The organism is Levilactobacillus acidifarinae DSM 19394 = JCM 15949, assembly GCF_001434835.1.
Classification (GTDB): Bacteria; Bacillota; Bacilli; order Lactobacillales; family Lactobacillaceae; genus Levilactobacillus; species Levilactobacillus acidifarinae.
The window spans coordinates 400,889-413,441 of sequence record NZ_AZDV01000028.1 but is presented as its reverse complement, the minus strand read 5'-3'; the positions used below and the strand labels follow the sequence as shown (position 1 = coordinate 413,441).

Here is a 12,553-nt window from a genome sequence, read left to right as displayed (position 1 = left end):
ATAATTAAGTAGAAATGGGATGACCAGAATGTGTACCAGTTTGACGTATGAAAATAGCCGCGGCGATCACTTCCTCGCCCGGACGATGGATTTTGCCTTTGAGTTGGATGGTCGGCCGATGTTTATGCCGCGCCACCGAACCGTGAAGGGGGATGCTGGCGAGTTTACCACCACGTACGGCTTTGTCGGCGCCGGTCGGACGCTAGGCCACGAGATATTTGTCGACGGGGTCAACGAGAAGGGACTAGGCGTCGCCGCGTTATACTTCCCGGGGAACACGGCGTACGTTGAACAGGCGGCTAATGATAAATTGGGGTTAGCGCCCCATGACTTTACCGCGTGGGCACTGGGTAATGCCGGTAGTGTGGCGGAACTGGGCGAATTGGTGAAGACCATTCAACTGGTGAACGTGCCGGTGGCGTTGTTACAAGTCGTCACACCCCTCCATTTCATCGTGAGTGATCCAACGGGAGCAACGGCCGTGCTGGAGGCCACCAGTCACGACTTACGGCTGATTGACAATCCGGTGGGCGTAATGACCAATTCGCCGGAGTTTGGTTGGCACCTGCAAAATCTAAGCACTTACGGTACCTTAACGGCCGCAGAACGACCCTTAAACAATTACTTAGGGTATCAATTGAAGACTCAGGGCCCGGGGACGGGGGCGTTGGGCTTACCGGGTGATTACACGTCGCCATCGCGGTTCGTTCGTACCGTGTTTGCTAAGCACTTCAGCCAACCCACGGCCGACACCCCCAGCACGTTAAACCTGTTGCAACACCTGCTGGATAGCGTTACGATTCCTAAGGGGGTAAAACTCAAGGCCGATGGGACCAGCGACTACACGCAATATCGCGGGTACATGGGGTTAGAGGAGCGCACCTATTACATGGAACCCTATGATAATCAGGAACTTCAGGCGTTGAAGTTGACCGACGAGTTGTTGGAAAATTGCCAAACACCAACGGAGTACCCGTTGACTCATCAGGTTCACATTCAAGCCTTAAACTAAGGGAGTCGTGCCGATGATTAATTACCGAACCAGAACCTTTGACCAACTGACCACGGACGAGTTGTGGGCGATTTATCAGCTCAGGACCGCCGTCTTTGTGGTGGAACAGAATTGTGCTTATCAAGAGGTCGACGTTAACGATCGGGTGGCCGTTCACCTGATGGGGGTTAATGACCAAAATGAGTTAAAGGCCTACGCGCGCTTGATTCCGAGTGCTCAGGAGCACGTTCAAATCGGTCGGGTGGTAGTGGCCCCTTCTGCTCGTAAGGCTGGGGTGGGCCGGCAATTAGTCACGCAGGCAATTCAGACGATTCGGCACCAGTGGCCAGACGTCCAACAAATTGACATTGAAGCGCAAGCGTACCTGCAGGACTTTTACGCGTCGTTTGGGTTTCAAGCGACCAGTGAGGTGTACCTGGACACGGGGATTCCGCACCTGGATATGGTTTTACCCATGAAAAAATCGTAGAAAATGGTTGGTGAGAACTAGGTCCAACCAGTAAAAGGACTTCACGAAAAAATCGTGAAGTCCTTTTTAATGCTGAGAATTAGCAACTAAATTGATTAATTACCGGTCTTGATTTGCCTGACGGATAAAGGTTTTGATGGGTTTATCCGGGGTCCCCAAGGCAATCAGGGCCCGTAACGGCATATTCAAGAACATTCGGTTATGGAAGGCTAACGGTTGACCGTCAGCGTCCAGCTCGCTAAAGAAGTTAGCGGGGACGTCGGGCTGGGAGAGCGGTGTAATCACGATACGTTGGAAGAGGCCCTTGAGCCGCGGATCGGCGATGACCCGGTAGAGGTAGCTTTCCAGCGAAAGTGGTGCGGGGGCGTTCTCGAAGTTCATGGTGAGCTTAGTCTGCAAGCGAATATCGCGGGATGATTCACCGATCATGACTTCGTAGTCCCCGGTATCGGCCTGCCAACGGTGCTTGCGTTCCCGCCACCAACTGAAGTCTTGCCGGCTTAGGTGCAGGGTGACCGCTTGGGTCTCGCCCGGCGCCACGGCAAGTTTGGTGAAGGCCCGAAGTTCCTTGGTGGGCATCGGGGCGTGGGAAGCGTGGTTTGCCACGTAGAGTTGCGGGACCGATTTGCCGGCGACCTTCCCCGTATTCGTAACGTCGAAGGTGATGGTCGCGCCGTGCGCGTCGGCCTGAGTTTCTAAATTCGTGTATTCGAAAGTTGTGTAGCTGAGACCGTGACCAAACGGGAACAGGACGTGCATTTCGTGGGTATCGTAGTAGCGGTAACCCATGAAGATCCCTTCGGAGTAGTACTCGTGGTGCGGGTCCTGGCCAAAGGTCGGCGCCATCGGGGTGTCCGCTAATTGCAGCGGGAAGGTTTCGGCTAAGTGGCCCGATGGATTGACCTTCCCGGTGAGAATGTCCCAGGTGGCTTCCCCGACGGCTTCCCCAGCCAGGTAGGTTTCGACCACCGCGGCGACGTTTTCGATCCACGGCATCTCGAGGACGGACCCGTTTTGGAGGACCACCGTGGTGTGCGCGTTGATCTTAGCTAACCGGCCAATCAGTTCCGTTTGGTTTTCGGGTAAGAGGATGTCGATCTTGTCAAACCCTTCGGATTCTTCTTCGGCGGGGTAGCCGGCAAAGACGACCACGTGATCGGCGGTCTTGGCGGCGGCTAACGCGGCATCGGCCAGTTGTTCGTCGGTTTCGTCATCGTCTAACCGGTAGCCCGGATAGTAGGTGGCGCTCAGACCGCTGTCGGCCAACGCGTCAAGCGGGGTAACCAGGTGAGTCGGGTTGACGTGCGAACTGCCAGCGCCTTGATAACGGGGATGCTTAGCTAAAGCCCCCACCACGACTAGTTTACCGGTCTTGGCGGGAACCAGGGGTAATTCGTCGTGGGCGTTCTTCAGTAAGACGATACTGTCATCGGCCAGCTTGCGGGCAAATTGGTGATGCGAGGCGTGATCGTAGGTCTTGGCCTGCGGGGCGGCTTGGCAATCCTGAATCAGGTGGAGGAGGTGCCGAACGGACTTGTTTAACGTTCCTTCATCGAGTTCTCCAGTTTCGATGGCTTTGACGATTTCGTCGATCGACGCCTGACCCTTGCCGGGCATTTCTAGGTCCAGACCGGCGCTTAGAGCCGCAGCGTGGTTAGCGACGGCCCCCCAGTCGGACATGACGGCACCGTGAAACCCCCATTCGTCGCGGAGAATGTCCCGTAGCAGGTAGTGGTTTTGGGAGTTGAGAACGCCGTTAATCCGGTTATAGGACGCCATGACGGTGGCGGGGAGGGCCTTTTTAACGATGATTTCGAACGTCTTTAAGTATAATTCACGGAGGGTCCGTTGCGACATATCACTGGAGGCCGTGAAGCGTTGATTTTCCCGGTTATTAGCGGCAAAGTGCTTCAAGGCCACGCCGACGTGTTGGGATTGGACCCCTTGAACGTAGGCAGTGCCCAGCTTGCCGGCGACTAGCGGATCTTCGGCTAAGTATTCGAAGTTCCGACCGCCCAACGGTGAACGCTTGAGGTTGACGCCGGGACCTAAGAGGAGACTAACTTGTTCCGCGCGGGCTTCAATCCCGAGGTGTTCCCCCAATTGGCGAAGCAAGTTAGTGTTCCAGGAACTGGCACTGAGCGCCGATGACGGGTAGGTGATGGCCTGAACCGACTGGTTGAGGTCGTTGGTGGCGGTCGTCTGTTTCCGTAATCCCGATGGGCCGTCCGTCATCATCAGGGCGGGGAGCCCCAGGCGGTCGATCTTTGCGGTGTACCAACTATTTTTTCCCGAAACTAAAGCGGCTTTTTCCGGCAGCGTGAGGGCCGCCAGCGTCTTTTCGATGTCCATACGTTCAAATCCTTTCTACTGAGTTCAGCTTAAACCCAGTATACCGTTTTCAGGACGAAGATGTTACCAGTGAAGGGGCTTTCCTAATCAAAAAATCATAACCGTTGACAAGCCAGGAGAAGTGGGTTACTTTTAGGAAGTGCAATCGAGACGAACATAAATTTTAAAGGAGGGGACTCACGAATGTTAACCAACGCTACCCAAATTCAAGGGTTTGTTGCCGCATGTTGCGAATGTAACATGTGTCTTTTGCGTTGCGTTCATTCGGGGTCCCCGGCAAACTCGTAGCCTTACATAACGACGAGTGTTTCTGTCAACGGGTGTTTCTCCACGATGAACGTGGGGAAACACCCGTTTTTTGTCGTCAGTGGTTGCACGCCAAATTGAGGAACGAAAGGGAGAGTGTCAGGAATGAACAGATGGACGAGTTTAGGATTAGTCACCGCAGTGGTTGCGTTAGGAGTGGGGCTCGCCGCTTGTGGGAAATCCACGACCAGCGCTCAACCCAAGCAAGACTTGAATTTACCGGCAACCGCGCAATTGGATACGATTGATTTAGCGAAGGCCACCGGCTACGGACAGACCGGGAACGTGTTTGAAAGCTTCTATCGGTTAGGCAAGGACGGCAAGGTGGCGCCCGGGTTAGCCGACAAGGTACAGGAGTCCAAGGATCAAAAGACCTGGACCTTCCATATTCGGGACAACGCTAAGTGGAGTAACGGTGACAAGATTACCGCCAAGGACTTCGTGTACTCCTGGCGCCGGACGTTGACGCCGGCCACCAAGTCGACCTACACGTACTTGTTCTCCGGTATTAAGAACGGCGATCAGATCATTGCCGGCAAGATGAGCCCCGATAAGATTGGGATTCACGCCAAGAACCAGCAGACCGTGGTGGTGCAGCTGACTAAGCCCATGGCCTACTTTAAGATCCTGATGGCCTACCCGTTGTTTGCCCCGCAAAACGAAAAGGTGGTCAAGCAGTACGGGAAGAAATACGCTACGAAGTCACAGTACATGGTCTACAGTGGGCCGTTTAAGATTGAAAACTGGAAAGGAACCAGCAATACCTGGTCATTCGTCAAGAACAACGATTACTGGGATCACGGGGTGGTCAAGCTGCACAAGATTAACTACCAAGTGGTGACGAACCAGCAAACGGGCTTAGGGCTTTACCAAAACAAGAAACTGGACTTGGCGCAATTAACCAACGAACAGGTCAAAAATTACAAGAACGATTCCGAGTTCAAGGAATACCCGTATTCCATCATGATTCACCTGAAGTATAACTTTAAGGATACCGACGCCACGAAGCAAGCGGCGTTGAGTAACCGAAACTTACGGCAGGCAATCGCCTTATCCATCAACCGTCAGCAGTTGACCAAGAAGGTCTTAGGCGACGGTTCCGTAACGCCGACCGGGTTTGTTACCAGCGGCCTGGCCAAGGATCCCAAGACCGGCAAAGATTTTGCGACGCAACAAGCCGTTAAGAATACCACGACTTACAATCCCACGTTAGCTAAGCAAAAGTGGCAACAAGCGCTGAAACAATTGGGAACCAAGGAAGTTAAACTGAGCGTTCTGGCTGGAAATGATGATCCAATGGCCAGCACGGTCACCCAGTACCTGAAGGGCCAACTGGAAAAGACGCTACCTGGCTTTAAGTTGAACATCCAAAACGTACCGGCGCAGGTTGCCCAGCAACGCTCGCAATCCGGGGACTTCGATATCTACCTGTCACACTGGGGTGCGGACTTCAACGACCCAATCTCCTTCATGCAGATTCCGTTGAGCTCGAACTCCTTGAACTACGGTAAGTGGTCGAACAAGACCTATGACAAGTTGATTGCCAAGGCTCAAAACCAGGATGCTGCTACGCCGGAAAAGCGCTGGCAGGATCTGGTGCAGGGCGCTAAGCTGTTGAACAAGGAACAGAGCTTTACGCCACTGTACCAGGCAGATTACGCTTACCTTCAACGGTCGACGGTCAAGGGTGTGATTCACAACACAGCCGGCACGCAGTGGAGTTACAAGTACGCCTATATTAAGTAGGCATGTGTTGTCATCGCTTCCGGACCAGACAAAAATGGGCTGGAACGGGGCGGGCACGGCTTCAAGCCCTAAAACCAGGTCTTGAAGACCGACCTTTGTCTAGGCCGGTTGGAAAACACCGACCAAGATAAATTTCGCCCCTGAGCCCATTTTTGTCTGGTCCTCCAGCTGAGACTTGTACGAGTTTCAAGTGGATGTGGTGAAGGGGGATTGTTAAGCTCAGTTGCCGGTGTTTTGTTTGGTGACGAACCAATTCTTAGGCGTCGAAAAGTTCCCCTCAACTATTAGTGAACATGGTACACTGAATGATGGAGGAGGGGATCACCATGACCATTGCCGTTGACGACGGGCACCAGTGGCACACCAACGGGGTCAAGGAATACGATGCCTACTTTGGGACGCCGACCCATGATGATCATATCTTGTTTGAGCTGATGACCGTGGGGGTCTTTCAGGTGGGTCTCAGTTGGCAGGCTGCGGCTAGTAAATTACCCGTTTACCGCCGCGTCTTTGCCGGGATGGACGTTGCCCAGGTGGCGGGGTTCGATCTGGAAATTGACGTGGAGCGGATTGCCAGAGACGACGAGATGATTCGTAACGTCCGCAAGATTCGCGCCACGATTCAAAATGCTCGGGCCATTACCCAGATTCAGGCCGAGTTTGGCAGCTTTGCCGACTACCTTTGGGACTTTGTGAACGGCACGCCGTTGCTATTACCCGTGGTTACGCGTGACGAAATCGTGAATCAATCGACCATCGGTTCCGCGGTTGCTAAGGATTTAAAGCGCCGCGGGTGTAAATTTGTGGGCCCGGTGGTCACGCACATGTTCTTAAAGGCGGCCGGTATTTTGCAAGATCAGATTTTGGACGAATAGCGCCTTAATGGTGCGCTGCAAGTATCTGAAATTAAGATGAGAATTCTCGTTTGACTGAGAACGATTTCTTCAAGACTGGCGGGGGCTTAACGACCAAACGCCGGTCTGACGCGTTTTGATATAAATAAATTTATTGCGGCTGCGCCTTGACACCGGATTAAAGTTGCATTAGACTTACTTGTAAATTAAGTGATTGAAAACAATGTGATCAGGAGAGTAGCCACCGGTAATGGTTTGATAGAGAGCTCGCGATTTGCTGCAAGCGGGTAGCCCACGCCGGGGTGAAGATGGCCTGAAATGAATTGGCGTTGCTGAGTTCGTTAGAATGAGGTGACGATGACTGGCACTCATTACCGTGCACGCACTTCCCGCTTTAGCGGTGAGTGTTAATGAGGAGCCGGCCGTCAAACGCTGACTTAAACTAGAATGGTACCACGACAAGTTCGTTTCTATTAACTTAGGAGCGGACTTTTTCTTTTGGTCCGGGTTCAATCACTTGGCAATTAGCTATTATAAATTTTGAGGAAAAAGGGGATTTTATTAATGAAGCAATTTAAACGATTTGCCTGGTTATTTCTATTATTGATTCCGTTGTTAATCGTTGCTGGCTGTGGGAAATCCAGCTCAAACAAGACGGTCAAGGTCGGAATCATGGGATCCGACGAAAAGATTTGGAAGCCGATTAAGACCAAGTTGGCCAAGGAAGGCGTCAACATCAAGTTAGTGACCTTTACGGATTACAATCAACCCAACGCGGCGCTGACCAACCACGAAATCGATATTAACTCGTTCCAACACACGTTCTTCATGCAAGCGTGGAACAAGGCCCACAAGACCAACATCGTTTCCATCGGGAAGACCGTCCGCGCACCACTACGGTTATATTCCAAGAAGGTTAAGAACGTGTCGGCCATCAAGAAAGGTGACCAAATCACCATTCCTAACGATTCGACCAACGAAGGGCGGGCTTTACACTTACTGCAATCCGCTGGTTTGATCAAGGTGGACAACAAGGTTGAGTTACCAACACCTAAGAACATTACGGAAAACAAATTAAAGTTAAAGATTACGCCAGTTGATGCCGCGCAAACGCCACGTTCCTTATCGGATGCGGCCGGTGCCGTGGTCAACAACGAATTTGCGGCTGAAGCGAAGTTACCGAACAACGAATGCATCTTCAAGGAAAAGCTTAACAAGGCCTCAATCCCGTACATCAACATCATTGCGGCGAACAAGGCGGATAAGAACAACAAGACTTACAAGAAGATCGTTAAGGCTTACCAAAGCGAATCAACTAAGAAGTTAATCAAGAAGTACTACCACGGGTTGTCCGTTCCAGCATGGTAGACAACCCCGTGGCGTTAAGTGAGAATTGCCGGCATGGCGAGTAAGGAGAATGCGATAGTGACCAAAGATGCGATTATTCAGTTAAAGGACGTTGACGTGACCTTCCATAATAAGGGCCAAACGGTACCAGCCGTTAAGCACGTCTCGTTAGATGTCAATCGGGGGGACATCTACGGCGTGGTCGGGTATTCCGGCGCCGGAAAGAGCACCCTCGTCCGGGTGATTAACCGTCTTCAACGGCCCACATCCGGCCAAGTCATTGTTAACGGCCAAGACATCCTCGCGATGAAGGCTAAGGATTTACGGCAAGCCCGGACGAAAATCGGGATGATCTTCCAACACTTCAACCTAATGAACGCCCGGACCATCGCCGACAACGTGGATTATCCGCTGAAGGGCGGTAAGCTGACCCACGCCCAACGGAAAGAAAAGGTCGCTAAGCTATTGGCTTTAGTCGGGTTGAGTGAAAAGGCCAACGACTATCCTGCCCAGTTATCTGGGGGCCAAAAGCAACGGGTCGCCATCGCGCGGGCGTTAGCCAACGATCCTGAAATTCTGATTAGTGACGAAGCCACCAGTGCTCTGGACCCCAAGACCACCACGGCGATCTTGGAACTGCTTAAGCAGTTGAACAAGGACCTGGGTTTGACGGTGGTCTTGATCACCCACGAAATGGAAGCTGTCAAGGAAATCTGTAACAAGGTGGCCGTGATGGAAGACGGTGAGATCATCGAACGTGGGGACCTGGTCACCATCTTCAGTGAACCCAAGCAGAAGTTGACCCAAGACTTCATCAACACCGCCACGCAGATCGACCAAGCGCTCGACAAGATCTACAAGCAAGCCAACGCACTGGGGTTGGACGACCATCACCGGTTGGTCCAACTCAAATACGTGGGCGCCAGCACCGACGCACCGCTAATCACCGAACTGTTCAAACGTTATCAGGTGGTCTCCAACATCCTGTACGGCAACGTGGAAATCCTGCAAGATACGCCATTAGGGAACCTGGTGGTGGTCATGGCCGGGGAACCCGACCAACTGGATCAGGCCTGGCAGTATTGCCGGGATGCCGGGATTCAAGTCACGCAACTCAAGCCAAATGATTCGGAGGTGGCCTAGTTGAAACTCTTTGCCCAATATTTTCCTAACGCGGTAACCATGAAGAGTGATTTCCTGCAGGCCACTGGCGAAACCATTTACATGACCCTGTTCACCGCGATCATCGCGGGGATCATCGGGATGGCCATTGGGATTGGCTTAACGGTCACCCAATCGGGCGGGATTCTCGAAAACAAGGTCGTCTATAACATCCTCGATAAACTGGTCAACCTGTTCCGGTCGATTCCGTTCGTGATCTTACTGGCCGTCATCGCGCCGGTGACGCGGCTGATCGTCGGGACGGCGATTGGGACCACGGCGGCCATTGTGCCGTTGATTATCGGGTCCGCACCGTTCTACGCGCGGCAGATTCAAAACGCTTTGGCCGAAGTCGACCGGGGCGTGATCGAAGCCGCCGAAGCAGTCGGGTCTGGTCCCATTGCCATCATCTTTCGGGTTTACCTCAAGGAAGGCTTAGCGGATATTATCCGTTCGTCCGTCCTCACGTTGATCAGTCTGATCGACCTAACCGCCATGGCCGGCGCCATTGGTGGGGGTGGCCTGGGGAACTTGGCCATCAACGTCGGGTACAGTCGCTTCGAAGGTGACGTGACCATCCTGGCCATGCTGATTATTCTGGTGATTGTTTTCGCCATTCAGCTGTGTGGGGACTTACTGGCCCGCCACGTGGACCACAACGCTTAACCTTAATTAAACAGAGAAGACGTGATCTGAGCGGATCACGTCTTTTTGTCTGGCAACCTTTTTATAAGTAAATTTATATAGAGGGAGATTAGCGGTGCCACCCATAAATTAGTGAAAAAAGTTGCTGTTTGTTAGCAAATTTTAATCATGATTCGTTAGAATTAGAAAATTAAAAATGGTGAACGAAAGCGAGGATTTTGCGCGTTGAAAACAGTAAATACGCCAGCCGGCAGTATCATGAAGGGGATTTTCTGGGCGACTGTGGCGTCGACCATGTTTGGGATTTCCGGGACCGTGTTACAGTTTATTTCACAGGGCCAGGATATTCCGGCCAGTTGGTTCTTATCCGCCCGAACTCTGGGCGCCGGCGTTGTTTTGTTACTGATTAGTTTAGTTTTATATGGTAAGAAAACGTTCGCAGTCTTTGGTAGCTTACGCGAGATTGCTTGGTTGGTGGCCTACGCCATCATTGGACTGGGGGCCAACCTGTTGACCTTCTACATGTCCGTGCAGACCGGGAACGCCGCGGCGTCGACCATCTTGCAATACTTGAGCCCCTTATTTATCGTGTTAGGCAGCTTCCTCTTTAAGCACGAGCGGCCGTTGCGTAGCGACATGGTGGCCTTCGTGGTGGCCATGATCGGGGTGTTCTTAGCGATTACCCGGGGGAACATCTCCCAACTGGCGATTCCCTTTGATTCGCTGCTCTGGGGGATCGGTTCCGGGATCACCGCGGCTTGCTACGTGGTCTTACCCCGGACGTTGGTCAGAGACGACGGGCATTCTCCAATCACCGTTTTAGGGTGGGGCACGTTGATTGCCGGGATCGTCTTTAACCTGAACCATCCGGTCTGGGTTAGTACGCCGCCGTTAACGACCGGGTTACTCGCCTCCATGAGTACCGTGATTTTGGTGGGGACGATCTTGCCGTTCTCCCTGTTGTTGTACAGTAGTCACTTTGCGCCGTCCGACGTGATCAGTATCGTGGACGCGACGCAGCCCGTGATGACGTTTATCTTGTCGATTCTCTTCTTAAGTCTTAAAATTACCATAGCTGAAGTGATTGGTTCCGTCTTGGTTATCGTGGCTATCTATCTGCTCCAACGGGGTCGACGCAAAGTCACGACTGTTTTTGAAGAACAGGAAGATTGACTGGAGGATAACGGGTATGACAACGATTGATTGGGTGCGACACGGGCAAACCCAAGCTAACGTGAATCGCATCATTCAAGGACAATTAGATACGACCGTCACCACCTTAACGACGACGGGGGAACAGCAGGTCCAAGATCTCTTGGTGCACCTCGAGATGACCGATTATAACCGCCTGGTCGTGAGTCCGTTACAACGAACACGTCAGACCGCGGCGATTCTCACTACCGGATCGGCCAAGACGTTGCCCCTGACGCTGGATTCACGGTTGATGGAGGGAAACTACGGCGATTGGACGGGGCAACCGACCGCTGAGTTACAGAAACGCTATCCGGCGGCCTTTGACCCGTTAACTCACGAGGTTTTACCGAATTGGCTGCCCCGAACCAAGGGTGAAAGCTACGGTCAGATCCAGGAACGGGTGGGCCAACTGGTGGCTGAACTGGTGGTCAAGTATCCGTATGAGCACATTCTGGTGATCAGTCACGGCCTCACCATTAAGGTGGCCGCTTTGATGATGCTGGGCTTAGAGACGTCGGTTGCGTTGCCCGAACCGCGTAACGCCAGCTTAACCCGCACCACGATTGACCCGGCCACGGGCCACCGGTATTTGCGGGGGTACAGCCTCACACGGCTGAGCCTGTGAGTTAAAATGAACCGCAACCTCGGTGAAGAGGTTGCGGTTTTTTTAAGCTTGCCGGAAACTTTTTAAGTTCCGTTAGAAGTTTTGTGTCCCGCGGTTATCCGCCTTATAATTAACTTTAAAAATTAGATATGGGGGAAACTACTATGGCAAACACTATTTTGGTGGTTGAGGATGAGGAAGCCGTGATTACCTACTTAACCAGTGAATTACAGTTTGAGGGGTATACGGTGCTCAACGCCACCGACGGGCAGGCGGCACTGGAAATCTACGAGAGTCACCGGGGACGGCTAGATTTGATTTTATTGGATTGGATGTTACCTGGTCTGGATGGGTTAGAGGTCCTACGCCGGATTCGAAAACGCGATGATTTGCCGGTCATTATGATGACGGCCAGAGACTACGTCGGTGACAAGGTGGCCGGGTTGGATACTGGGGCGGACGATTACATTACCAAGCCGTTTAATATTGAAGAGTTACTCGCTCGAATTCGGGTCATTTTGCGCCACCAACAGGGCCATCAACGGCGAGCCCAGCAATTACAGGTGGCCGATTTGACCCTCGACACCACGGCGCGACAGGTCCTACGGCAAAATGGGCTTATTCAGTTGACCCAACGCGAATACGAACTATTACTGTGCCTGATGCAACACGCCGGGCAGACGCTAACGCGTGATGAGTTGTTAGACGCCGTGTGGGGGGTAGACTTTGACGGACAACCCAACATCGTTGACGTTTACATTCGCTATCTGCGACATAAGGTGGATCTGATTACGCCCCACCTGATTCACACGGTTCGGGGCGTGGGGTACGTCTTGTCGGCCGATTACCGGTAAGGGGGCTGT

At 52.6% G+C, this 12,553-nt stretch carries 11 protein-coding genes; 10 read left to right on the top strand and 1 reads right to left on the bottom strand.

The features are described 5' to 3' along the window. The first annotated feature begins 28 nt into the window (after positions 1–28). Together FD25_RS13680 and FD25_RS13675 are read left to right on the top strand one after the other, a co-directional pair. A complete protein-coding gene (locus FD25_RS13680; RefSeq protein ID WP_057804803.1) occupies positions 29–1,012 on the top strand; it encodes a choloylglycine hydrolase family protein in 984 nt (327 codons plus the stop codon). 13 nt (positions 1,013–1,025) lie between these two features. Beyond that, positions 1,026–1,481 (top strand): GNAT family N-acetyltransferase, encoded by a 456-nt coding sequence (locus FD25_RS13675; RefSeq protein WP_057804802.1) that lies wholly within the window; start codon positions 1,026–1,028, stop codon positions 1,479–1,481. A gap of 99 nt (positions 1,482–1,580) precedes the next feature. On the opposite strand, the gene FD25_RS13670 is transcribed toward FD25_RS13675, so the two are convergent. After that, positions 1,581–3,833: a glycoside hydrolase family 3 C-terminal domain-containing protein gene (locus FD25_RS13670; RefSeq protein WP_057804801.1), complete on the bottom strand. Its 2,253-nt coding sequence runs from the start codon at positions 3,831–3,833 to the stop codon at positions 1,581–1,583. Between the two features lie 411 nt (positions 3,834–4,244). On the opposite strand from FD25_RS13670, the gene FD25_RS13665 reads away from it, so the two are divergent. The 8 genes from FD25_RS13665 (at position 4,245) to FD25_RS13630 (ending at position 12,544) form a co-directional block, all read left to right on the top strand. Next, positions 4,245–5,885 (top strand): peptide ABC transporter substrate-binding protein, encoded by a 1,641-nt coding sequence (locus FD25_RS13665; protein ID WP_057804800.1) that lies wholly within the window; start codon positions 4,245–4,247, stop codon positions 5,883–5,885. 326 nt (positions 5,886–6,211) lie between these two features. Next, on the top strand, positions 6,212–6,760 hold the full coding sequence (locus FD25_RS13660) for a DNA-3-methyladenine glycosylase I (protein ID WP_146999927.1): 549 nt from the start codon (positions 6,212–6,214) through the stop codon (positions 6,758–6,760). 543 nt (positions 6,761–7,303) lie between these two features. After that, positions 7,304–8,107, top strand: a complete 804-nt coding sequence (locus tag FD25_RS13655) for a MetQ/NlpA family ABC transporter substrate-binding protein (RefSeq protein ID WP_057804798.1) — start codon at positions 7,304–7,306, stop codon at positions 8,105–8,107. Between the two features lie 57 nt (positions 8,108–8,164). Beyond that, entirely contained in the window at positions 8,165–9,229 is a 1,065-nt protein-coding gene (locus FD25_RS13650) for a methionine ABC transporter ATP-binding protein (RefSeq protein WP_083484180.1), read from the top strand. Continuing rightward, entirely contained in the window at positions 9,230–9,913 is a 684-nt protein-coding gene (locus tag FD25_RS13645) for a methionine ABC transporter permease (RefSeq protein WP_057804796.1), read from the top strand. Positions 9,914–10,150: 237 nt separating this feature from the next. Further along, on the top strand, positions 10,151–11,065 hold the full coding sequence (locus tag FD25_RS13640; protein ID WP_057804855.1) for a DMT family transporter: 915 nt from the start codon (positions 10,151–10,153) through the stop codon (positions 11,063–11,065). Positions 11,066–11,081: 16 nt separating this feature from the next. Next, positions 11,082–11,711: a histidine phosphatase family protein gene (locus FD25_RS13635; RefSeq protein WP_057804795.1), complete on the top strand. Its 630-nt coding sequence runs from the start codon at positions 11,082–11,084 to the stop codon at positions 11,709–11,711. Between the two features lie 143 nt (positions 11,712–11,854). Further along, a complete protein-coding gene (locus FD25_RS13630) occupies positions 11,855–12,544 on the top strand; it encodes a response regulator transcription factor (RefSeq protein ID WP_057804794.1) in 690 nt (229 codons plus the stop codon). The last annotated feature ends 9 nt before the right edge of the window (positions 12,545–12,553 follow it).